Annotated in this window: 20 protein-coding genes and 1 pseudogene; 17 read left to right on the forward strand and 4 right to left on the reverse strand. The window is 63.0% G+C overall.

The window, feature by feature from the left end; genetic code table 11:
• Positions 1-144: 144 nt before the first annotated feature.
• Genes ehuC through doeB form a run of 7 tightly spaced genes read left to right on the forward strand, consistent with a single transcriptional unit; the run spans position 145 to position 6,516 of the window.
• On the forward strand, positions 145-804 hold the full coding sequence (gene ehuC, locus AC0L2R_RS17340) for an ectoine/hydroxyectoine ABC transporter permease subunit EhuC (protein WP_292595658.1): 660 nt from the start codon (positions 145-147) through the stop codon (positions 802-804).
• 16 nt (positions 805-820) lie between these two features.
• Positions 821-1,480 (forward strand): ectoine/hydroxyectoine ABC transporter permease subunit EhuD, encoded by a 660-nt coding sequence (gene ehuD / locus AC0L2R_RS17345; RefSeq protein WP_473510426.1) that lies wholly within the window; start codon positions 821-823, stop codon positions 1,478-1,480.
• Positions 1,481-1,517: 37 nt separating this feature from the next.
• The gene (gene eutA / locus AC0L2R_RS17350) at positions 1,518-2,294 is read left to right on the forward strand and encodes an ectoine utilization protein EutA (RefSeq protein ID WP_473510427.1); all 777 of its coding nucleotides are present in this window, start codon (positions 1,518-1,520) and stop codon (positions 2,292-2,294) included.
• A gap of 4 nt (positions 2,295-2,298) precedes the next feature.
• Entirely contained in the window at positions 2,299-3,291 is a 993-nt protein-coding gene (eutB, locus tag AC0L2R_RS17355) for a hydroxyectoine utilization dehydratase EutB (RefSeq protein ID WP_473510429.1), read from the forward strand.
• Entirely contained in the window at positions 3,288-4,280 is a 993-nt protein-coding gene (eutC, locus tag AC0L2R_RS17360; protein ID WP_473510431.1) for an ectoine utilization protein EutC, read from the forward strand. The genes eutB and eutC overlap by 4 nt, the downstream gene beginning before the upstream one ends.
• A gap of 38 nt (positions 4,281-4,318) precedes the next feature.
• Positions 4,319-5,509: an ectoine hydrolase DoeA gene (gene doeA, locus AC0L2R_RS17365; protein WP_473510432.1), complete on the forward strand. Its 1,191-nt coding sequence runs from the start codon at positions 4,319-4,321 to the stop codon at positions 5,507-5,509.
• 5 nt (positions 5,510-5,514) lie between these two features.
• A complete protein-coding gene (doeB, locus tag AC0L2R_RS17370) occupies positions 5,515-6,516 on the forward strand; it encodes a N(2)-acetyl-L-2,4-diaminobutanoate deacetylase DoeB (protein ID WP_473510434.1) in 1,002 nt (333 codons plus the stop codon).
• A gap of 32 nt (positions 6,517-6,548) precedes the next feature.
• Here the strand turns inward: doeB and AC0L2R_RS17375 are convergent, their stop codons facing one another.
• Entirely contained in the window at positions 6,549-7,217 is a 669-nt protein-coding gene (locus AC0L2R_RS17375) for a phytochelatin synthase family protein (RefSeq protein ID WP_473510435.1), read from the reverse strand.
• An 888-nt stretch (positions 7,218-8,105) separates the two neighbouring features.
• Between AC0L2R_RS17375 and AC0L2R_RS17380 the strand changes: the two genes are divergently transcribed.
• The 3 genes from AC0L2R_RS17380 to AC0L2R_RS17390 are packed head-to-tail and all read left to right on the forward strand — an operon-like array spanning position 8,106 to position 11,151.
• On the forward strand, positions 8,106-9,173 hold the full coding sequence (locus tag AC0L2R_RS17380) for a type III polyketide synthase (RefSeq protein WP_473510437.1): 1,068 nt from the start codon (positions 8,106-8,108) through the stop codon (positions 9,171-9,173).
• Entirely contained in the window at positions 9,170-9,883 is a 714-nt protein-coding gene (locus AC0L2R_RS17385; RefSeq protein WP_473510439.1) for a methyltransferase domain-containing protein, read from the forward strand. Before AC0L2R_RS17380 ends, AC0L2R_RS17385 begins: the two co-directional genes overlap by 4 nt.
• Positions 9,880-11,151: an NAD(P)/FAD-dependent oxidoreductase gene (locus tag AC0L2R_RS17390; protein WP_473510441.1), complete on the forward strand. Its 1,272-nt coding sequence runs from the start codon at positions 9,880-9,882 to the stop codon at positions 11,149-11,151. The genes AC0L2R_RS17385 and AC0L2R_RS17390 overlap by 4 nt, the downstream gene beginning before the upstream one ends.
• Before the next feature lie 59 nt (positions 11,152-11,210).
• On the opposite strand, the gene AC0L2R_RS17395 is transcribed toward AC0L2R_RS17390, so the two are convergent.
• Together AC0L2R_RS17395 and AC0L2R_RS17400 are read right to left on the reverse strand one after the other, a co-directional pair.
• Positions 11,211-11,507 (reverse strand): hypothetical protein, encoded by a 297-nt coding sequence (locus tag AC0L2R_RS17395; RefSeq protein WP_473510677.1) that lies wholly within the window; start codon positions 11,505-11,507, stop codon positions 11,211-11,213.
• Positions 11,508-11,788: 281 nt separating this feature from the next.
• Positions 11,789-12,052 (reverse strand): hypothetical protein, encoded by a 264-nt coding sequence (locus AC0L2R_RS17400; RefSeq protein ID WP_091600379.1) that lies wholly within the window; start codon positions 12,050-12,052, stop codon positions 11,789-11,791.
• Positions 12,053-12,244: 192 nt separating this feature from the next.
• Here AC0L2R_RS17400 and AC0L2R_RS17405 point away from each other — a divergent pair.
• Positions 12,245-13,683, forward strand: a pseudogene (locus tag AC0L2R_RS17405) (FAD-binding oxidoreductase).
• Between the two features lie 153 nt (positions 13,684-13,836).
• On the opposite strand, the gene AC0L2R_RS17410 reads toward AC0L2R_RS17405, so the two are convergent.
• A complete protein-coding gene (locus AC0L2R_RS17410) occupies positions 13,837-14,259 on the reverse strand; it encodes a hypothetical protein (RefSeq protein ID WP_473510442.1) in 423 nt (140 codons plus the stop codon).
• 502 nt (positions 14,260-14,761) lie between these two features.
• Here AC0L2R_RS17410 and AC0L2R_RS17415 point away from each other — a divergent pair.
• The 6 genes from AC0L2R_RS17415 (at position 14,762) to AC0L2R_RS17440 (ending at position 21,642) form a co-directional block, all read left to right on the forward strand.
• Complete coding sequence (locus tag AC0L2R_RS17415; RefSeq protein ID WP_473510443.1) at positions 14,762-16,276, forward strand: DUF2778 domain-containing protein; 1,515 nt, start codon at positions 14,762-14,764, stop codon at positions 16,274-16,276.
• Between the two features lie 198 nt (positions 16,277-16,474).
• On the forward strand, positions 16,475-17,260 hold the full coding sequence (locus AC0L2R_RS17420; RefSeq protein WP_128166634.1) for a ThuA domain-containing protein: 786 nt from the start codon (positions 16,475-16,477) through the stop codon (positions 17,258-17,260).
• 77 nt (positions 17,261-17,337) lie between these two features.
• On the forward strand, positions 17,338-18,396 hold the full coding sequence (locus tag AC0L2R_RS17425) for a Gfo/Idh/MocA family protein (protein ID WP_473510445.1): 1,059 nt from the start codon (positions 17,338-17,340) through the stop codon (positions 18,394-18,396).
• 22 nt (positions 18,397-18,418) lie between these two features.
• Positions 18,419-18,820 (forward strand): GFA family protein, encoded by a 402-nt coding sequence (locus AC0L2R_RS17430; RefSeq protein WP_473510447.1) that lies wholly within the window; start codon positions 18,419-18,421, stop codon positions 18,818-18,820.
• Between the two features lie 129 nt (positions 18,821-18,949).
• On the forward strand, positions 18,950-19,777 hold the full coding sequence (locus AC0L2R_RS17435; RefSeq protein ID WP_473510679.1) for an N-formylglutamate amidohydrolase: 828 nt from the start codon (positions 18,950-18,952) through the stop codon (positions 19,775-19,777).
• Positions 19,774-21,642 (forward strand): flavohemoglobin expression-modulating QEGLA motif protein, encoded by a 1,869-nt coding sequence (locus AC0L2R_RS17440; protein WP_473510449.1) that lies wholly within the window; start codon positions 19,774-19,776, stop codon positions 21,640-21,642. Before AC0L2R_RS17435 ends, AC0L2R_RS17440 begins: the two co-directional genes overlap by 4 nt.
• The last annotated feature ends 14 nt before the right edge of the window (positions 21,643-21,656 follow it).

Below are 21,656 nucleotides of genomic sequence, written 5' to 3' on the forward strand. Positions count from 1 at the left end.
AAGGTGTCACGAAGTGACGGATGAGGGGCAGCGCCAGTTCTGCCAAATTGGCTCTGCCCCTCATCTACCTGCCGGCATCTTCTCCCCGTGAGCGGGGAGAAGAGGCCAAGACTATAACCGTAAAACGCTGGAAATTCGAACTTCATGACCCAATGGTCCGGCTATTTCGGCCTGATATTGCAGGGAGCGCTTGTCACCATCGAGCTGACGCTAATGGGGTCGGTGCTTGCCCTGATCATGGCCTTTCTCGCCGGGCTGGGGCGGCTCTCGCGTTTTTTCGCCATTCGGGCGCTGGCCACCGCCTATATCGAATTCTTCCGCGGCACCTCGATCTTCGTGCAGCTGTTCTGGGCCTATTTCGTGCTGCCGTTCGTCGGCATTTCGCTGACGCCGCTGCAGGCCGGCGTGCTGGCGCTTGGCCTCAATGTCGGCGCCTACGGCGCGGAGGTGGTGCGCGGCGCCATCCAGTCGATCGGCCGCGAACAGTACGAGGCCTGCACCGCGGTCAATCTCGGCCGCTGGCAAGCCATGCGCCATGTCATCCTGCCGCAGGCGCTGCTGGTGATGCTGCCGACCTTCGGCAATAACGCCATCGAATTGCTCAAGGCCACCGCCGTCGTTTCGCTGATCTCGCTCACCGACCTGACCTTCCAGGCCCAGGTGGTACGCTCGCAGACCGGCAACACGCTGGTGCCGTTCACCACCATCCTCGTCATCTATTTCGCCCTTGCGCTGATCATTTCCTGGGGTGTGCGTTCGCTGGAACGCCGCATGGCGCGCGGCCTCGACGGGGTGCGCGTCTGATGGATCGGGCCTCGTAATGGAATGGGATTGGAATTTCGTCTGGGAGATCATGCCGACCCTGATCGAGGGCGTGAAGATCACCATCCTGGCGACACTGCTCGGCTCGGTCCTGGCCGCGATCGTGGGGTTGGCCATCGCGCTGGCGCGGCGCTCGCCGAACAAGGGCTTGTCGCGCACCGTCGGCTTCCTCGCCGAGTTCATTCGCGGCACGCCGCTCTTGGTGCAGCTTTACTTCATCTTCTACGTGCTGCCGGATATCGGTATCCTGCTGCCGCCGCTGGTGGCGGGCGTCATCGGGCTCGGGCTGCATTACGGCACCTACACGGCCGAGGTCTATCGCGCCGGCATCGACAATGTGCCGCGCGGCCAGTGGGAAGCCGCCAAGGCCTGCAATCTCAACGCCAGGCAGACCTGGACCCACATCATCATGCCGCAGGCTATCCCGCCGATGATCCCGGCGCTTGCCAACTATTTTATCGCCATGTTCAAGGAGACGCCGCTGCTTTCGGCGATCACCGTGCTGGAACTGATGAACCAGGCCAAGAGCGTCGCCAACACCTATTACCGCTATGTCGAGCCGATGACCCTGGTCGGCGCCTTCTTCCTCGTCATCAGCCTGTTCTCGGTCGTGCTGCTGCGCTGGCTGGAACGCCGCTACGGGCGCATTGAAAAATGACAGTTCCCTCGACCAAACCGTTGGCAAGGAGCGCATGGTGACTGCTCGAGTCGACATCCGCTTGCACTCGACACGGCCGGCGCTCGACGCGCGTCCGCTGGAAAAGCGCGTCGGCCTGATCATCCTTGCCACCGACCATACGACCGAACCGGATTTTCGTCGCATGGTGGCAAGCGACCGGATCGGCGTCTATGTCGCGCGCATCCCCTATGCCAATCCGACGACGCCGGACAATTTGCGCAAGATGCAGCCGTCGCTGACGGCGGGCGCCGCACTCGTCCTGCCCGATGAGCCGCTCGACGCGGTCTGCTATTCCTGCACCTCGGCCTCGGTCGTCATCGGCGATGCCGAGATCGAGGCGGCGGTGCAGGCGGCCAAGCCCGGCGTACCCGTGGTTACGCCGCCGATGGCAGGGGTGCGCGGCTTGAAGGCGCTGGGCGCCAGGACGATCAGTATTCTTACTCCCTACACGGTCGAGACCAGCCGGCCGATGGCCGCCTATTTCGCGGCGCACGGGTTCGAGATCGCCAGCTTCACCTGTCTCGGCTTCGACGACGACCGCGAGATGGCGCGGATTGCACCGGCCACGCTGGTCGATCTGGCAGCCAAGACGACCGACGCGCAAGCGGACGCACTGTTCGTCTCCTGCACGGCGCTGCGGGCAGCACTTGCCGTCGTCGGCATGGAGGAGGCGATCGGCCGCCCGGTCGTCACCAGCAACCAGGCAACGGCCTGGAACTGCCTGCGGCTTTGCGGCGACGACGAGCGGCGCGCCGAATTCGGCCGTCTGATGACGCTGCCGTTGGGACAATGAGGCCATGACACCTGCGCCCATCACCCTCGCCGATATCCAGTCAGTCCGCGATCGCATCGCCGGCAAGGTCGAGCGCACGCCGAGCGTGTCTTCCGCGAGTCTTTCCGGGCACTTGGGCGCGCCTGTTTATCTCAAGCTCGAACATCGGCAAACGACCGGCAGCTTCAAGCTGCGCGGCGCCTCGAACGTCATCGCTTCGCTGAACGCCGAGGAGAAGGCGCGCGGCGTGGTCGCCGCCTCGACCGGCAATCACGGCCGGGCGCTGGCTCATGCGGCAAAGCTCGAAGGCATGCGCGCGACGATCTGCATGTCGCGACTGGTGCCGCAGAACAAGCTCGACGAAATCCGCCGGCTCGGCGCCGAGATCCGCATCGTCGGCAACAGCCAGGACGATGCGCAGCAGGAGGTCGACCGGCTGGTCGCGGAAGACGGTCTGATCATGCTGCCGCCCTTCGACCATCCTGATATCATCGCCGGGCAAGGCACGCTCGGGCTGGAAATCATCGAGCAGGTTGCGGATGCCGCCCTGGTGCTGGTGCCGCTGTCCGGCGGCGGGCTGGCGGCTGGTGTCGCCGCTGCCGTGAAGGGCGTCAGCCCCGGCACGAAGGTCATCGGCGTTTCGATGGCGCGGGGTGCGGCGATGAAGGCAAGCCTCGATGCCGGACATCCGGTCTTGGTCGAGGAACTGCCGACGCTGGCGGACTCGCTCGGCGGCGGTATCGGCCTCGACAACCGGCTGACCTTCTCGATGTGCCGCGACCTGCTCGACGATGTTATCCTGCTCAGCGAGGACGAGATCGCTGCCGGCATCCGCCATGCCTATGAACAGGAGCGCGAGATCGTCGAAGGCGCCGGCGCGGTTTGCATCGCCGCCGTGCTTGCCGGCAAAGTCAGGGCGAGCGGCCCCACTGTGCTCATTCTTTCGGGCCGCAACATCGACATGACGCTGCACAGGAAAGTCGTTTGTGGCGAAGCATTTGAGGAGAGCGCCGCATGAGCCGGATGACGATACTGACCGAAGCCGAATTGCGCGCGATCGTGAAGCTCGATCTCGATGCCGTCGCCTGCGTCGAAAATGCGTTCCGAGCGCTTGCCACCTTGCCGGTGGCGATGCCGCCGATCCTGCGGCTCGACATTCCCGAACATCGCGGCGAGGTCGACGTCAAGACCGCCTATGTGCCAGGGATCGACGGTTTTGCCATCAAGATCAGTCCCGGCTTCTTCGACAATCCGAAGCTCGGCCTGCCCAGCGTCAACGGCATGATGGTGCTGCTGTCGTCAAAAACCGGGCTGGTCGAGGCGGTGCTGCTCGACAATGGCTATTTGACTGACATCCGCACGGCGGCGGCCGGAGCGGTCGCGGCGAAACATCTTTCGCGAGCCGACTCCTCTGTCGCCGCGATCTTCGGCGCCGGCGTCCAGGCTCGACTGCAGCTCGAGGCGCTTATGCTGGTGCGGCCGATCGCTGAAGCGCGGATCTGGGCCAGGGATGCCGCCAAGGCCGAAGCCGCAGCGGATGCATTGCGCGAAAAACTGGGCATCGTCGTGCACGCTGAACCCGACGCGGCAAAGGCGGCGGCCGGCGCCGACATCATCGTCACCACGACGCCGTCGACCGAACCGCTGATCAAGGCCGGCTTCGTCTCCGCCGGTCAGCACATCACCGCGATGGGCTCGGACGCCGAGCACAAGAACGAGATCGCGCCGGCGATCCTGCGCATGGCCGATCTCTATGTCGCCGACAGCGCCAAGCAGACGCGGCTGCTGGGCGAATTGCATCATGCCATCGCGACGGGGGTGATGGCGGCCGATGCCGAGATCACAGAGCTCGGCCAGATCATCGCCGGCGATAGACATGGCCGCCGTTCGGACAGCGACATCACTATCGCCGACCTCACCGGCACCGGCGTGCAGGACACGGCGATCGCCACGCTCGCCCGTGATCGTGCCCAGGCGGCCAACACCGGGACAATTTTCGAAAGCTGATACCGGCCGCAAGGCCCAACAAACGAGGACCAAGAACAATGCAGCCCAATTTGAAATTCTCGCGCGGCGAATATGCGGATCGCCTCGCCAAGACCCGGAAAGCCATGGAGGCCAAGGGCGTCGATCTGCTTGTTGTCAGCGATCCGTCCAATATGGCCTGGCTGACCGGCTATGATGGCTGGTCGTTCTATGTGCACCAGGCCGTCATCGTGCCGCCGTCGGGCGAACCGGTGTGGTACGGGCGCGGCCAGGACGCCAACGGCGCCAAGCGCACCGCCTATCTCGCGCACGACAACATCGTCGGCTATGCCGACCATTATGTGCAGTCGACCGAACGCCACCCGATGGATTTTCTGTCGCAGGTGCTGGGCGATCGCGGCTGGGGCAAGCTCAGCATCGGCGTCGAGATGGACAATTACTGGTTCTCGGCCGCTGCCTTCGCTTCGCTGCAGAAACATCTGCCCAATGCCCGCTTCGTCGACTCCACGGCACTCGTCAACTGGCAGCGCGCGGTGAAGAGCCCGACCGAGATCGATTACATGCGCAAGGCAGCCCGCATCGTCGAAGCGATGCACCAGCGCATCGTCGACAAGATCGAAGTCGGCATGCGCAAATGCGACCTGGTCGCCGAGATCTATGATGCCGGCACGCGCGGCGTCGACGGGCCAGAGGGAAAGATTGGCGGCGACTACCCGGCGATCGTGCCGCTGCTGCCGTCGGGCGCCGATGCATCGGCGCCGCATCTGACCTGGGACGACCGGCCGATGAAGTCGGGCGAGGGCACCTTCTTCGAGATCGCCGGCTGCTACAACCGCTACCATTGTCCGCTTTCGCGGACTGTGTTCCTCGGTAAACCGACGCAGGAATTCCTCGATGCCGAAAAGGCGACACTGGAGGGAATGGAGGCGGGGCTGGCCGCGGCAAAGCCTGGCAATACATGCGAGGACATCGCCAACGCCTTCTTCGCGGTGCTGAAGAGATACGGCATCGTCAAGGACAACCGCACCGGCTATCCGATCGGGCTTTCCTATCCGCCGGACTGGGGCGAGCGCACCATGAGCCTGCGCCCCGGCGACCGCACCGAGCTGAAGCCGGGCATGACCTTCCATTTCATGACCGGCCTGTGGCTGGAGACGATGGGGCTCGAGATCACCGAATCCATCCTGATCACCGAGACCGGGGTCGAGTGCCTGGCCAATGTGCCGCGCAAGCTGGTGGTGAAGAATTGAGCCCGATGTCCAGCCTTCGTCCATCGCCGATCACGCCGACCGTCGATTTCGACCGCGACGGCGTACAGCACGGCTTCCTGCGGCTGCCGTACAGCCGCGACGATTCGGCCTGGGGATCGGTGATGATTCCGATCTGCGTGATCCGCAACGGCAGCGGGCCGAGCGCATTGCTCACCGGCGGCAATCATGGCGACGAATATGAGGGGCCGCTGGCGCTCTACGATCTCGCCCGCACGCTCGATCCCAAGCAAGTCAGCGGCACGGTCATCATCGTGCCGGCAATGAACTATCCGGCTTTCCGCGCCGGCACCCGCACCTCGCCGATCGACAAGGGCAATCTGAACCGCAGCTTTCCCGGCCGGCCCGACGGCACGGTGACCGAGAAGATCGCGGACTATTTTCAACGAGAGTTGCTCCCCCGCGCAGACATCGCGCTCGACTTCCACTCCGGCGGCAAGACGCTCGACTTCGTGCCGTTCTGCGCCGCCCATATCCGGCCCGACAAGGAGTTGGAGGCGAAAGGGTTCGCGGCCGTCGAAGCGTTCTCGGCACCGTGGTCGATGAAGATGCTGGAGATCGATGCGGTCGGCATGTTCGACACTGCCGCCGAAGAGATGGGGAAGCTGTTCATCACCACGGAGCTTGGCGGCGGTGGCACCTCCCGCGCGGAAACGGTGCGGATCGCGCGTCGCGGCGTGCTCAATGTGCTGCGCCATGCCGGCATCGTCGCCGGTGCGGTCGAGATGCAGCCGACCCGCTGGCTGGACATGCCGTCTGGCGACTGCTTCTCGTTCGCCGAAGACGACGGGATGATCGAAACGATGATCGATCTCGGCGAGCCTGTCGAAGGGGGCCAGGTTCTGGCGCGCATCCACTCAGTTGGCCGCACCGGTGCCGCACCTCAAGAAATCAGGGCAAGAATGTCGGGCCTATTGGCTGCCCGCCATTTCCCCGGACTGGTCAAGGCGGGCGACTGCACCGCCGTGGTCGCCGTGCTGGTCGATTGAAGGCAAGGCAATCGAAACTGCTTGCGACAATGCTACTCGATCAGCAGCAGGCCGCGTTTCTTGTCGCCATCGGTATCGATTGTGTCCATGGCTGAGAACAGGCGCTCACGCTCGACCAGCCAAGGCTTGTAGTCCTCGTTTACATCGAGGACGAAGACCATGTCCTCGGCCTCCAGATATCCTCCGACCGGGGAGAAATGGCCAGCGCCGGCGCCGAAAATCATCTCACGGGTAAAGTTGACGATGTAACGGCGGTCGGGATCGTTGGCGCGCTTCATGTGCTCGCGAAATGCATCGGCGCTCAGATTCCGAAGCACGGAGACCTTCCGCTTGGTGTTCGTTCGAGCGACCTCGGCAAGCTCGTCCAACGTGAGGCCAATGATGCAGAAGCCCGTCCAGCACTTTCCGGTTCCAGCGAGAACTTGGGCTTCGGTTGTCTCCTCCTCGCCGATTGAGCGGAATGTGTTTGCGACACTTGCCGGGCCGCACCTTGATCCGTTTGATTGCCATGTGACGTCGGCATTGAACGTGGCAGCCACGGGCAGCTTCCAGGCGCTGTCGATCAATTCAGCGGTGCGGGTAACCGACGACTGGATCGCGTCTTGCGAAACTCTGGACTGGCCGGCAATCAAAAGTGCGGCGCCGCCCAGCAGGCCGACGACGGCGATCACAATCACACCGAAAGCGAGACGGCGCTTCATTGCTGAATCTCGGAGCAGGCAGCAACAGGAGAATGAAGAAAAGGCACCGCAACGTCAATCGGCGCCGCACCCGGCCAGTCGCAATCTGGTCCTGCAGCAACCGTAACCGGCCGCTTGCCAAGCCGGCTGCCGCCGCTCATCGCCGTGAGCGCTGGGTCTGGGAGAGTATGAATCGGGCAGGGAACTTCGCCGGTGAAAGAGCGGGGTCGTTTCGTTAGCGCCAATAGCTGCTGCGCCTGCAAACCTCAGGCTTCCAGAGACGACCCAAATTACGACTTGCTCGGCGTAGGCGTCGCTAAAGGCGAAACCTAACGAAGCCCAAGGAAGCTGAGTATCGCAATTACGATAACGACGGCCCCGACCAGCCAGATGATATTGTTCATGACAGCTCTCCTTCTCTTTGCCGCGAGCCTTATGGCAGCTCGCGATAATTATGGCGAACGCCCTCACGGCATTCTCGTTCCAAAACTGAGCCTTAAGCCGCCAATTACTCTTTGGACCGGAGGCCCGCGCCTCTGGAGGAGCGCGGGCCGACCGGGGTCCGGTCCAGCAGCCAACATCCGGGAGATATTCGCTGTCAACCTACAATTGTTAGTATGCGCTAATGTTCCATCACTCGGAAAATATCGTGCCCACCGAGGGCCGGAAGCAATGGCGCCTCGGCCCGAAGCGCGGGCACTTCGGTGGACGCCTCGGTAATGGAGCCTATGTTCCTATTGCCGGCGAACCGCAGCATCGCCGGCAACAGCACAGGTGGGATGAAATCAGTTCTCAGAAACGTTCATCAACAACACTCAATGCCTGCTGCCCGACACCTGGTGCCGATGACCAAACAACCTCCGGCGGTGGTCCTAAAGAATACCGTGCGCGACGCCGAGGAGACCGAATATGCCGGCCAAAGCGTATATTAACCGGATCGCGACAGCGGTGCCGGAGCACGAGGTTCATCAATTCTATCTGCGTTTCGCCGCCTCCATGCTTGCGGCCGATCGCCGAAGAATTTTCGAACGCATGGTTGACGTTGCCGGCATCGAGCACCGCTATTCCTGCTTTGCACCTGCCGGCGACCCCGAAGGACCATCAGCAGATCTGGCCGGGAAGTTCATCCGGGGCGCCTTTCCTGGAACGGCCGAGAGAATGGCAATGTTCTGTCATGCCGCACCTGTTCTGGCGCAAAAAGCCGTCGACGGATTGGAGCTTGGTGGCGGCGCTTCCCGCATCACCCATCTCATCGTTACCACCTGCACCGGTTTTTCAGCGCCGGGCATCGACCTGGAGCTGATTGCGCGATGCGGCCTGACGGACAGGGTCGAACGCACGATGATCGGTTTCATGGGCTGCTACGCGGCGATCAATGGCCTCAAGCTTGCCCGCCACATCGTCCGCTCCGACCCGCAGGCCAGGGTCCTGCTGGTCAATATCGAACTCTGCACGATGCATCTGCGGGAAACCAGCGAACTGGAAAAGCTGCTGTCGTTCTGCCTCTGGGGCGATGGCTGTGCGGCTGCGCTCGTCACCGCCGAGCCGCACGGCATCGAGCTCGAAAGCTTTTACGGCATCGTGGCGGACGCGCGGCGGGATCTGATGAGCTGGAGCATTAGTAACCACGGCTTCGAAATGGTTCTTTCCGGCCAGGTCCCGGCAGCAATCCAGGAAGCGTTGCGGAGCAATCACAACGCCATCCTCGGCGGTCGGCCGACCGAGGCGATCGACCTCTGGGCCGTGCACCCGGGGGGACGTTCGGTGCTCGACGCCGTCGAACGGGCCCTGGAACTCGCGCCCACCGCGCTGGAGCCATCGCGCGAGGTGTTGCGCCGATATGGAAACATGTCATCGGCGACCGTCATGTTCGTGATGAAAGAAATGTTGAAGGCGCCACCAGGCATGCTCGGCTGCGGCATGTCGTTCGGACCCGGGCTGGCGGCCGAAACCATGCTTTTCCGAACGGCGTCATGAGCAGCCTGGAGCACCGCCAGCTTGCGCCGGAAATCCTCGACGGACTTGCGGCCGACGATCCGCGAGCGTTTGCGGCGCGTCGCGACCTCCGTCGCATCAACGCGCTGATGTTTCAGGCCAGGATCATGGCATCGCTGCTGCAGAAATTCGTGCCAGGGCCGCCGCGCCGGATTCTGGAGATCGGCGCCGGCGATGGCTCCTTCATGCTGGCGTTGGCGCGGCGCATGGCCGGGCATTGGCCTGGGGTCGAACTGGTAATGCTCGACCGCGTCGACCTCATCACCGCGCAATTGCGTGGCGATTTCGCCAGGCTGGGATGGACGGTCGAAGGCGTCACCGCCGATGTCTTCGACTGGGCGAGAAAGAACGAGGGTACGCGGTTCGACGCGATCACCGTCAATCTGTTTCTGCATCACTTCGACGATGGCAAGATCGTGCGTCTGTTTTCGCTGATGGCGCCCAAGGCCCCGCTGCTGTTGGCGACAGAGCCGTTGCGGACCAGACTGGCATTGGCCGCGACCCGCCTTCTCCCGGCGATCGGCGCCAATGACGTCACACGAAACGACGCGGCTCAAAGCGTGCGTGCCGGCTTTCGCGGCAACGAGCTTTCCGGTCTCTGGCTCGCGGCAAACGGCAAACCGGTCGAGGAACGGCGCGCCGGCCTTTTTTCCCACATTTTCGTCGGCACCAGCGCCGGTCATGACCTATGACTCGATTGTCGACCCATGACGCGATCGTCATAGGCGCCGGCCCGGCGGGCACGTCCGTCGCGCTGACGCTGGCCCGGCGCGGATGGGCCGTGGCTATCGTGGAAAAGAGCGTGTTCCCGCGCCGCAAGGTCTGCGGCGAATATATATCGGCAAGCAATCTTGCGCTTCTGGACCAGCTGGAGATCGGCGAAGCGTGGCGTGCCAATGCCGGCCCCGAAATCCGCCGCGTCGGCTTGTTTTCCGGCGAGACCTGCGCCGAGGCGGCAATGCCTCCTGCAAAAGATGGGCCTCCCGCAAAAGATGGGCCTCCCGCAAAAGATGGGCCTCCTGCAAAAGATAGGCCCCGCGAGAAAAAAGATGGTTTCGGCCGGGCGCTTGGCCGGGATGTTTTCGACTGTCTGCTTTTGCAGGCGGCGCGATCGGCGGGCGTCGAAACCTTTCAGCCTTGCCGCGCCGTCGCCATCGACCCAGATGGCGAGGCGCAATTGGTGCGAATTCAAGCCGGAAACGAAACGACGATGCTGCGCGCGCCGGTGATTGTCGCCGCACACGGCTCCTGGGAGCCAGGACCGCTGCCCAGCCAGCTCGGAAAGACCAACCGCCCTTCGGACCTGTTCGGCTTCAAGGCGCATTTCACCGGGTCGTCCCTGGCGCCTGATTTGATGCCCCTGCTGGTGTTTCCTGGCGGTTATGGCGGCATGGTTTCGGCGGATCATGGCCGGCTGTCGATCTCCTGCTGCATTCGGCGCGATATGCTCGCACAGTTGCGCAAACACCCCAGACACCAGAGACATTTGTCGGCCGCCCAGGCGGTCTCCCGTCATCTGATGGAATCATGTCGGGGCGTGAGGGATGCGCTAGAGTCAGCTGACGCCGACGGGCCTTGGCTTGCCGCAGGTCCGATCCGGCCAGGAGTTCGCTCCTGCTACGAACGCGACATCTTTCGCGTCGGCAATGCAGCCGGAGAGTCTCATCCTGTCATCGCCGAGGGCATCTCGATGGCGCTTCAGTCCGGCTGGCTGCTGGCTTGCGAACTCTCATGCGCGCCACGCGGCCGCGCAGGGCGCGAGACGGCCGGCAGACGCTACGAGGCGGCCTGGAAAAGTCTGTTTTCAACGCGGGTCTACGCCGCCGCCGCACTTGCCGGGATTGCCGTTAGTCCAAGCAGCGCCACCTTGATGGCGGCAATTATCCGGAATTTCCCGCAAGCGCTAACGTTGGGTGCGCAACTGAGCGGCAAGACAAAGCCGGTTCCCGGCTTTGTCTGACTGGTGGCGCGGCGCATTCGTGCGCTCCCACGGGAAGTAGCGACCTCAACAGCGCTAGCTCACTTGGGGCAGTTCTCCATGTCCGAAGTTGCAGTGCCACTGGCGGAGTTTGTATTCGCATCGGCGCCTGCGGTTTCCTTGCACCGATCGCCCATGCCGTCGGCGCCGTCGGTGGTTGAACCGGTTACGTTCGGATCGGCAGGAGTTGCATTATCGGTGCCGGGAGCCATGGTGCCAGTGTCTGTCCCGGTGGCCGCTCCCGGATTGTTGGTGCCGGATCCAGTACCGTTTGATTGCGCCACCGCCGAAGTAGCGAGGGCGATGCTGAGTGCGGCTGCGGAGAGAATTTTTTTCATCACGGTCGGTCTCCATTAGAGTTGCATCGCTGGTTGCGATGATTATCCAACGAGCGTTTTTTGGAGTTGTTCCATCGGACAGAAATCGTGATTAATAGAGTGGAGCCGATGGCAATCCAGCAGCAATGCTGGCGAAGCAGCGAACGAGCGCCTTGGCCAATCTCCCCCCTTGTGGGGGAGATGTCCGGCAGAACAGAGGGGGCGCTGTCCTGGGCGCTGTCCCGCCGCGATCAAAGGTTCTGCACCTTCGTGACGCTACGGTCGCTCCAGATCAGCCCCGCTCACGGCTCGTCGATATCCTGCTTCGAGGGGTTGCGCGAGAGGGCGCGTTCCTCTTCGTCGTCCGGCAGAGCCTCGTCGCTCTCCTGGTATGGATTGTCGTCGTCTTCCTCGGGCAGTTCAGCCTCTTTCTCTAGTTCGTAGCGGATGTCGGCGTTTCCCGGCACGCTGTCTGGAAGAATTTTACCGCCTTTGATCGCGTCCCAATCCTGCTGTTCGATGGTCGGGCCTTCGGGCGAAACGTCGGGTTTTTTGCGCGGTGCCATCAGAGCTCTCCTCTGCATTGGTTGCTCATACGCCTAACTCCGCGGACCGCTGCGTAGTTCCTCCACTGACCGTTGTGCGGGTTGCGCAATGCCGGCCAGCGAGCGATCAGGAACTTGCGCGACTTCTAATATAAAGGCAGACTTGGAAACGGGTGGAGGGAAAACGGCTCAAAAACAATCGGGAGGAAAGCCATGGATAGCATGAGCCTCACCACGCTTGATCGCGGCAAGACGACGGTCGATGCCGCGGCCCTGGAGGCGCTTTCGGCACAATTGCGCGGCACCGTGCTGAGGGAAGGCGACGCCGCCTATGACGAGGGACGCAGCGTCTGGAACGCCATGATCGACCGGCGGCCCGGGCTGATCGTGCGCTGCGCCGGTGCCGCCGACGTTATCGCCGCCGTCAATTTTGCCAGGGAAAACAGGCTGCTCGTCGCCGTTCGCGGCGGCGGCCACAACATCGCCGGCAGCGCCGTCTGGACGGCGGCCTGATGATCGATCTGTCGCCGATGAAGTCGGTGCGGGTCGATCCGGCGACGCGGCGGGCATGGGTGGAACCTGGCGCGACGCTCGCCGACGTCGACGCGGAGACACAGGCCTTCAGACTGGCGGTGCCGACCGGCATCAACTCGACCACCGGCATTTCGGGCCTGACGCTGGGCGGCGGCTTCGGTTGGATCACGCGGAAATTCGGCCTGACCATCGACAATCTTCTCTGCGCCGATGTGGTTACCGCCGATGGCAAGCTGCTGCGCGCCAGCCAGACCGAAAATCCGGACCTGTTCTGGGCGCTGCGCGGTGGCGGCGGCAATTTCGGCATCGTCACGGCCTTTGAGTTCAAGCTCCACCAGGTCGGTCCGCAGGTGCTGTCGGGGCTTGTCGTTCATCCCTTCGCCGATGCCGAAAACGTGTTGCGGGAATACCGAGCGGCGCTCGAAGCAGCGCCCAATGAGTTGACCTGCTGGGCGGTCATGCGGCAGGCGCCGCCGCTGCCGTTCCTGCCGGCCGAATGGCATGGCAAGGAGGTGCTGGTCCTGGCCATGTGCTATTGCGGCGACCTTCAGGAGGGCGAGAAGGCGACACAGAGACTTCGCGCCATCGGCACACCGATTGCAGACGTGGTCGGTCCCAACCCGTTCACCGGCTGGCAGCAGGGATTCGATCCGTTGCTGACGCCTGGCGCCCGCAACTACTGGAAGAGCCACGACTTCACCGAGCTTTCCGACACCGCGGTCGAGGTCGTCACGGCGGCGATACCCAGGCTTCCCGGCCCCGAATGCGAGATTTTCATCGGCCATGTCGGCGGTGCCGCGGGCCGGGTGACAGCGGATGCAACGGCGTTTCCACAACGCAGCGCGCATTACGTCATGAATGTCCACGCCCGCTGGCGCGAACCCGAAATGGACCAGGCCTGCATCGACTGGGCGCGGGGTCTCTATGAAGCAGCCAAGCCCTATGCCGCCGGCACGGCCTATGTGAACTTCATGCCCGGGGACGAGGTCGACAGGGTCGAAGCAGCCTATGGCGGCAACTATCGGCGGTTGTTGGAAATCAAGCAGCGATATGATCCGCTGAACCTGTTCCGCATGAACCAGAATTTGCGGCCGATGGAAGCGCAGCGCGCCGCATAGGCTGCGCAGGCATGACAAGGCCCGCGCCTCCGACGGAGGACGCGGGCCTCATTTTCGGGTCATGCGCTAGAGCGGTTCGCTGAACCGCTCTAGCTATTTGTTTTTTGCGCAATTCCGGGCGGAAAACCGTTGCACACTTTTCCTGGAATTGTTCTAGGCAGGTATCAAGACCGCAATGCGATGTACGCCGACCACGGCACTTGTGTTGGTGGAACCGTCGGTCTTGCCCTTGGCGCAAGTGTACATGTCGCCTTCTCTAAGTTTGAATTCCTTGTCCGCTTTCTTGATCGTGAATTCGCCGGCAGCGATCGTGCAGACCATGTCGTTGTCCATGACCATTTCAGGGGCCACTGCTCCGGGCTGAAAGACAATGTCGACAATTGAGATGCTCTTGTAAGCGGGAATGTCGGAGGTCCCAGTGCCGACCTCCACCAGTCTGACGCCGGGCGCAATCTCCGTGCCTTCATTCGGGCCGTACTCCTTGGCCGTTGCGGATCTCGCCAAAGCGAATAGAGGCGCTACCGCGGCGGCAGTTACGCCGAGCGCTATTGCAGACCTGCGATTCATGGTTTCCATCGCATCCTCCCTTTTGTTGGTCGCCGCACAAATGTGCATGACTAAGGTATATTAGCACAAACGAATTTACCTGTAAGGCAGCGCCGGCAACGCAGCCTGCGCGCAGACGATCACGGGTGATGCGACGCTTTCGAACTCGAAACAGCCTTTAACTGAGGCCCGCCCAGGCACGGCCTAGTCCTTTCGGTTTCTTGACTCGGCCGGCAAAAACGGGCAGCAAAGCCTGATACAGAGGGCATTTCCGCTATTTTCATAGTTTTGGAGGGAGCCTTTTTTGACATAGACCTTCGCCTGATCGGCGATCGGTAGAGGGATTGGTTAACCAAGTTTGTCCATCTTTTGATTCAATCGGCAACAGACGTGAAGCGTGCCGGGGGGCACCAGGCGACTGTGATTGTGACGGCTGCGAGCCCGCATGCCGCAAGGCCGATTGAGGTTTGGTTGTATGGCGTTGATGCGTTTGAATAACCGGGGTGACAATCCTGATAGTGGATTGCCCTCGATGAGGCCCGGACTGCGCTGGGTCGCGATTCCCGTTGTTGGCGCTGCGATCGCGCTGTGGTCGGCTGCGACCGTGGCCGGCCTCCATTCGGTGGGAACTTCGCTCACCGCCGCCTCCAACAGTCTTCCGCAAAACCTGCTCGCGCCGCGCTCAATGGCGCTCGCCGATCCCCGACACACACTTGCCAATTCACGGGCCAATTCGTGGGCGCCGTCAGTGGCAAGCCGGCAGCGTGAGGCGTCGCTGCTCGGCCGATGCAATGCCGGCTGCGCGCAGGCCGCCGCGAGCTTCGAGCATGAAGGCAAGGTAGGGCGTCTCAAGCCGTCAGCGCGGCCGGACGCTGTGCAGCTTGTCGCCGAAATCTCACCGCAATCGCGCTTCGACAGCGTGGTGGCGAAAGCGGCGCTGTCGCCGCAAAAGATTGCTGCTGCCTTTGCCCGCGCCTCCGGCGGGGCCGCGCCGTTTGCGGTCGTCAGTCTGCCGACGGACCAGCGCTTTGCGGAGCCGGTGCGCCTGACCGATCAGCATGGTCCCGCATCCGTGCGCTTCGGGCCCGAGATTGCGGAAATCGACCGATCCTCCCGGCTGGCGCTGGCGCTTGCGAATGCATTGCCGGAAGCGATGATCGACGTGCTGCCGCAGGCGACGACGGCCGATCCTGCTGCCACGCGAGAGGGCGAGGTGCAGATGGCGTCGCTGCCGCCGCAGGACGCAATGCCCGGCAGCGTTCCCTTGCCGACTTGGCGTCCGCAGGCGGAAATCGACCAGTCAGACGAGGCGCCCGAGGTTAGGGCACCCGAGGTTAGGGCACCCAAGGCCAATGCGCCCAAGGTCCAGGCATCGAAGGCCGCCAAAGCCCAGTCTCAGCCATCCAAAGTCAACAGGATGGAGACCGCCGCCGCGCCGCAGGTCGAGATGCCCCGGGCGCCAGCCTTGTCGCCGAGGAGTTCGTCACCGGCGGCGAAACCAAGCATGCAAGAGGACATGCAGGGCAGCCCGGGCATGCAGGGCAGCCGGGGCATGCAAAGCAGCCAGGGCAAGCCGGCCAAGCGGTCGAAGGCCGCAGACACGCTGGCCTATGCCAAACCCGACAGCCCGGCGGGCGGCGGCGGGGTCTTCGGCAACCTGTTCACCAAGCCCAGCAGCGGCGTCGCCGTCTACGACATTTCGGCGAAAACCGTCTATATGCCGGACGGCTCGCGGCTCGAGGCGCATTCGGGACTGGGCTCGATGGCCGACCAGCCTCGCTACGCCAACCGGAAGAATGCCGGCCCGACGCCGCCCCACACCTACGATCTGAGGCTGCGTGAATCGCGCTTCCATGGGGTGGAGGCGCTGCGTCTCACTCCTATCGACGGCAAGAACAAATTTGGCCGCGACGGCTTTCTTGCGCACACCTACCTGCTGCGCGGCCGCCGCGGGGAATCGAGCGGCTGCGTCGTCTTCAAGGACTACGCCAGCTTCCTCGCCGCGTTCAAGAAGGGCAAGATCAAACGCCTCGTCGTGCGCGGCTAGCCCGAGCCGGCGTGACATCCAATCTCCCCCCAAGTGGGGGAGATGTCCGGCAGGACAGATGGGGGCGCTATCCCGCCGACATCTCGGGAATTCCCCCCAATTGTCAGCAGCCAGCCTCGAAACCGTTTTCAATCCCGGCCGAGGATACTATGACTGACCTGACCGGGGCGGCGGCTTCAACCGATCAAGAGGAATGTCATGACGATACGCGCTGTCGTTTGGGGCGAGAATATCCATGAGCGGACCAATGAGGTGGTGGCGGGGATCTACCCCGAGGGCATGCATGCAACGATCGCCGACGCGCTGAAGCTCGACCCCGAAATTTCCGTATCGTGGGCGACCCTTGAGCAACCGGAGCATGGCCTGCCGGCCGACCGTCTGGCGCAAACCGATGTCCTCGTGTGGTGGGGACACAAGGACCATGGCGCCGTCGCCGACGAAGTCGTCGAGCGCGTGGCGCGCCGCGTCTGGCAAGGCATGGGGCTGATCGTGCTTCATTCCGGCCATTTCTCGAAGATCTTCAAGCAGCTGATGGGCACGCCCTGCACGCTGAAATGGCGCGAGGCCGGCGAGCGCGAGCGGCTCTGGGTAACGAGCCCCAACCACCCGATCGCCGCCGGGATCGGCGAGTATTTCGAGCTCGAGAACGAGGAGATGTATGGCGAGCAGTTCGCCGTGCCGGAACCGCTGGAAACGGTTTTCATCTCCTGGTTCCAGGGCGGCGAAGTGTTCCGGTCGGGGCTGACCTGGCGCCGCGGCGCCGGCAACATCTTCTATTTCAGGCCCGGCCACGAGACCTATCCGACCTATCACGACGCGAATGTCCAAAAGGTGCTGCGCAATGCGGTGAAATGGGCGCACAACCCGCAGGGCGCGCATCCAGCCATCCTCGATGCGCCGAACGTGCCGGTGGAAAAGGCGCTCGAGCCGATCGTCGAGCGCGGCGGAAAGCTCCATGCCGCGGGCGAAGCCGGTTTTCGCTAGACCGCTGTCGCGAACCTTCGGTTCTGAAAAACCATGATCGAACAAGAAGATAAGGCCTCATCCTAAGGATAAGAATCATGCGTCTCCTGATACTCGGCACCGGCTGGATGGCGGAGGAACACGCCAGGCAGTTCAGCAGGATCGAAGGCGTCGAACTGGTCGGCGCCGTCGATCTCGACCGCGCGCGTGTCGACAAGTTTTCGGACAGCTACGCAATCCCCAACAGGTTCGCGTCGCTGGAAGACGCGCTCGCATGGGACAAGTTCGACGCGGTGGCGAACGTGACGCCCGACCGCATCCACCATCCGACCACCATGATGCTGATCGCGGCGGGCAAGCCAGTGCTGTGCGAAAAACCGCTGGCCGAAAATTACCAGCGGGCCAGTGAAATGGCCGATGCCGCCGAGCAAGCCGGCATCATCAACATGGTCAACCTGACCTATCGCAACGTCGCCCCGCTGCAGCGGGCGCGCACCATGGTGCTTGCCGGCGAGATCGGCCAGGTCAGGCATGTCGAAGCATCCTATCTGCAGAGCTGGCTGGTCTCCAAGTTCTGGGGCGACTGGCGCACGGATCCGAAATGGCTGTGGCGGCTGTCGCGCGGCCACGGCTCCAATGGCGTGCTGGGCGATGTCGGCATCCACATACTCGATTTCGCCAGCTATGGCGCGGCGCTCGACATCGACCATGTGTTCTGCCGCCTCAGGTCCTTCGACAAGGCGCCCGGCAACCGGATCGGCGAGTACGAGCTCGACGCCAACGACAGTTTCACCATGGCGCTGGATTTCAGCAACGGCGCTTTTGGCGTCGTCCATGCCAGCCGCTGGGCAACCGGCCATCTCAACGAATTGCGGCTGCGCATCTATGGCGACAAGGGTGGGATCGAGGTCGTGCACAATCTGACCAACTCGGAACTGAAAGCGTGCATGGGCGAGGACATCGAGAACGCAAAATGGCAGGTTCTCGATGCCGGAACGGTGCCGACCAACTACCAGCGTTTTGTCGATGCGGTGCGCAACCGCGTCCAGGCCGAGCCGTCGTTCCGCCACGCGGCCGAATTGCAGAAGGTGCTCGACCTTGCCGTCGTCTCCGACCAGAAGAGGGCTGAGCTCAGGACCCATGCCGAAACCCATTGATGTTCGCTGAAAGGGGCCAGCCATGGTCACGCGCCGCGCCCAATGTTCCTGCGGTCAGCTGTCAGCCACCTGTTCGGGCGAGCCTGTACGCGTCTCTGTCTGCCATTGCCTGGCTTGCAAGCGGCGCACCGGCAGCGCGTTCAGCTTCAATGCGCGGTTTGCGGAGAATGATGTGTCGATCCAGGGACGAGCGGCGGAGTTCACGCGCGTTGGCGACGAAGGCGGCCGTGTCATCTACAGTTTCTGCCCGGATTGCGGCACCACTGTCCATTACCGGATCGATGTCCAGCCCGGTCTGATCGCCATTCCGGTGGGGGCTTTCGCCGACCCATCGTTCCCGCGGCCCTTCCTGTCGTTCTATCACGACAGCCGGCGCTGCGAGTGGGTCGAGGTCCGCACTGAGCCTCTGGCGACGTTCGGCTGAAGCCGTCGGCCACCTTCGGCTGACGTTTTTGGACGGTTCAGCCTGCTGATCCAGGGCGAGCCAACGATCGCTTGTTCGATGAATTGGAACCGTCCACACTCTCCACGCATTCGATGGACTGTGAACACGATGACTTCCAACAATGATCCGGGCAACAATGATCCGGGTGGATCACCGGCAGGCTGGACGATCAAGCTCGGAGAGTCGCCTATAGTCGGTACAGCTATCCACAGCGGCACCGACGTTGGCAGGGCTTGTCGATCGCTCATGTGTCTCACCGATCCCGACCGGCGTCGAGAAGAGGACCCGTTCACCGAGCGTTTCATCGCCGATTTTCCTACCCAGATCATCGTTCATCGGTCACGCTTCCAAGTGGATCTGAACCGTGCGCGAGACGCTGCGGTCTACCGGTCGCCGGACCAGTCCTGGGGCCTGAAAGTCTGGCGAGAGCAGCCGGACGAGGACATCGTTACGGAGTCTCTCTCCTTTCACGACGCCTTCTACAGTGAGCTGAACCGTGTCCTTGCCGGTATCGAGAAGCGCCATGGCAGGTTCGTTCTCATCGACGTCCATAGTTATAATCACCGGCGCGACGGGCGGGAGGCTATGCCTACGTCCCGTGACGTCGCGCCCGACATCAACATCGGTACGTCTTCCATGGACCGCGAGCGCTGGGCACCGGTCGTCGACGCTTTCATCGAGACGCTTCGCGGCCAGCGTCTCAACGGCGAGCCAATCGATGTGCGCGAGAATGTGTCCTTCCAGGGCAAGGGCGAACAGACTCGTTTCGTCCATGCCAATTTTCCGGAAACCGGGTGTGCCATCGCCGTCGAGTTCAAGAAGATTTTCATGGACGAATGGAGTGGCGAACCCGACTGGGGAACAATCGAGCGGCTGCGCGCCATGCTGGCGTCTACGGTGCCCGTCCTGGAGTCGGCGCTGCGGGCCATGCGATGAAGCCCAAGCTCGTTGAGCCCGCGCCTCCATTGGCGCAAATCGAATCGGACCTGGACGCGCTTTTGCGGGACGGCAAACCAATCCGCCGCGATTTCGGCAATGGCAACCGTTTGCACATGGATCGGCCGCTGCCCTTTCTGTGTGTCCATGTTGGGTCGCATCAGGATGCGGCATTCCATGCCGTCTCCGCCAACGCGTCCTATCTGATCGCGGCCGACATCGGCCTCGCCCGCGAGGCCGCGCGGCTGGTGGTGCGAAGGCTGCGCGATCACTGCGGCGCCTTCCTCATGCTGGACATCGGCGAGTTGGCCGAAGACCGGTTCCTGACCGAGGATGTTCCGTTCCTGCCGCCCTTCGAGATTGCGCTGGCCTGCGGCGACACGGCGGGGGAGAAGGCGGCACTGAAGCGCTTCGCCACCGCTGCGTCCGCACGCGAAGCAAAATACCGTACGCCCCGCGTCGACGAACTCAACCCCACGACACGCGCCGAAGCACGGCTTCTGGATGATCTCGGTGATGCGGCATGCTTGACGGTACGCTTCGCACCGATTTACCGGGTGCCTGGCACCAAGCGCGTCTACCCCGAACTCCACGACCTTGTCGTCGCCAACATGGTCGATTCCGCGCTTCAGGCCGTCAGCGCCTTCCTGAAGGCATCAAGGCTGGAACAGCCGGCAACCCATCGTTCGCTGGGGCGGCGCGCCTATATCGACGCGGTGGTGCGCGCTGATCGGGCGATCGACAACGTCGCGTCGACATTCGATTTTCTGCTTGCCGTCACACCGATCAATGCCGAACCAGCCTGGCTGGAATTCCAGGCAGGCGCCTTCGAGCGTGTGCCCGTACTGCTCTACAGGCCGCTCGAGTTCGAGGTCGCCGGCCAGAAACGGAAGCTCTATTCGGTCTCGCTCGATCATCTGGAAGATCCGCTGCTGACCACGCTGCTCTCGCAAAAGCAGCAGGAACTCGATCTCCAGCTGTCGATGCTCGCGGCGCGCGAAACGCCCCGCTTCGTCGAGCTCGGACGAGCTCTCTATGGTAGCGTCGAGCCGAGCCTGGCGGCGCGAGCACGCGCCATTCTCGAAAAGGCGCCTAGGGTTGCGTCGGCCACCCGGCAGAAGGGCCTGGGCGCCGACGCTGTCGCCGCGGCCGCGCGAGACATGATCGCCGGCTACCGGGCAGCCTATCCCGAATTCGATGCCTCCGTGGAGATCCGCGGCGACCTGCCGGCCGGCCTCCTCGTCTCTCGAAACCGGCTGCTGGTTTCACGCGATACCAACCTTCCACCGGAGCGTCTGACTGCGTTGCTCAGTCACGAGATCGGTGTCCATCTGCTGACCTATTTCAACGGCGATGCGCAGGGGCTCGCCATTTTCCGCAACGGACTCGCCGGCTATGAGGGCATGCAGGAGGGACTGGCCGTGCTGGCGGAATATCTGGTCGGCGGCATGACCGCAGCGCGGTTGAGGCTGATCGCGGCCAGGGTTATCGCCTGTCAGGCGATGCTCGACGGAGCAACATTCGAGGAGACCTTCCGCATCCTCCACAGGGATTTCGGTCTCGACGATCGCGGCGCCTTCAACGTCGTTCTGCGTGTCTATCGAGGCGGGGGCCTTGCAAAGGACGCCATCTATCTGCGGGGCATGGTGCAGATCCTCGATCATCTGAAGGACGGCGGCAGCCTCACGCCGTTCTGGATCGGCAAGATCTCCGCCGCGCATTTCGGAGCGATCCAGGAACTCAACGCGCGCGGCTTGCTGCGGGCGCCGCGCCTCGAGCCCGCGTTCCTCTCTTCCGACGCGGCGCGTCCGCGTCTCAAGAAAGCGATGGCGGGAATCAGTCCGATCGATATGGTTGAAACTTGAGCGGAGTCTCCTCG

The organism is Mesorhizobium sp. WSM4820 (assembly GCF_055811075.1).

What these genes read in the sequence shown, in the direction of transcription:
- ehuC (WP_292595658.1), top strand. Translation starts at nt 145, where the DNA reads ATGACCCAATGGTCCGGCTATTTCGGCCTGATATTGCAGGGAGCGCTT.
- ehuD (WP_473510426.1), top strand. Translation starts at nt 821, where the DNA reads ATGGAATGGGATTGGAATTTCGTCTGGGAGATCATGCCGACCCTGATC.
- eutB (WP_473510429.1), top strand. Translation starts at nt 2,299, where the DNA reads ATGACACCTGCGCCCATCACCCTCGCCGATATCCAGTCAGTCCGCGAT.
- eutC (WP_473510431.1), top strand. Translation starts at nt 3,288, where the DNA reads ATGAGCCGGATGACGATACTGACCGAAGCCGAATTGCGCGCGATCGTG.
- doeA (WP_473510432.1), top strand. Translation starts at nt 4,319, where the DNA reads ATGCAGCCCAATTTGAAATTCTCGCGCGGCGAATATGCGGATCGCCTC.
- doeB (WP_473510434.1), top strand. Translation starts at nt 5,515, where the DNA reads ATGTCCAGCCTTCGTCCATCGCCGATCACGCCGACCGTCGATTTCGAC.
- AC0L2R_RS17375 (WP_473510435.1), bottom strand. Translation starts at nt 7,217, where the DNA reads ATGAAGCGCCGTCTCGCTTTCGGTGTGATTGTGATCGCCGTCGTCGGC.
- AC0L2R_RS17380 (WP_473510437.1), top strand. Translation starts at nt 8,106, where the DNA reads ATGCCGGCCAAAGCGTATATTAACCGGATCGCGACAGCGGTGCCGGAG.
- AC0L2R_RS17385 (WP_473510439.1), top strand. Translation starts at nt 9,170, where the DNA reads ATGAGCAGCCTGGAGCACCGCCAGCTTGCGCCGGAAATCCTCGACGGA.
- AC0L2R_RS17390 (WP_473510441.1), top strand. Translation starts at nt 9,880, where the DNA reads ATGACTCGATTGTCGACCCATGACGCGATCGTCATAGGCGCCGGCCCG.
- AC0L2R_RS17395 (WP_473510677.1), bottom strand. Translation starts at nt 11,507, where the DNA reads ATGAAAAAAATTCTCTCCGCAGCCGCACTCAGCATCGCCCTCGCTACT.
- AC0L2R_RS17400 (WP_091600379.1), bottom strand. Translation starts at nt 12,052, where the DNA reads ATGGCACCGCGCAAAAAACCCGACGTTTCGCCCGAAGGCCCGACCATC.
- AC0L2R_RS17410 (WP_473510442.1), bottom strand. Translation starts at nt 14,259, where the DNA reads ATGGAAACCATGAATCGCAGGTCTGCAATAGCGCTCGGCGTAACTGCC.
- AC0L2R_RS17415 (WP_473510443.1), top strand. Translation starts at nt 14,762, where the DNA reads ATGAGGCCCGGACTGCGCTGGGTCGCGATTCCCGTTGTTGGCGCTGCG.
- AC0L2R_RS17420 (WP_128166634.1), top strand. Translation starts at nt 16,475, where the DNA reads ATGACGATACGCGCTGTCGTTTGGGGCGAGAATATCCATGAGCGGACC.
- AC0L2R_RS17425 (WP_473510445.1), top strand. Translation starts at nt 17,338, where the DNA reads ATGCGTCTCCTGATACTCGGCACCGGCTGGATGGCGGAGGAACACGCC.
- AC0L2R_RS17430 (WP_473510447.1), top strand. Translation starts at nt 18,419, where the DNA reads ATGGTCACGCGCCGCGCCCAATGTTCCTGCGGTCAGCTGTCAGCCACC.
- AC0L2R_RS17435 (WP_473510679.1), top strand. Translation starts at nt 18,950, where the DNA reads ATGACTTCCAACAATGATCCGGGCAACAATGATCCGGGTGGATCACCG.
- AC0L2R_RS17440 (WP_473510449.1), top strand. Translation starts at nt 19,774, where the DNA reads ATGAAGCCCAAGCTCGTTGAGCCCGCGCCTCCATTGGCGCAAATCGAA.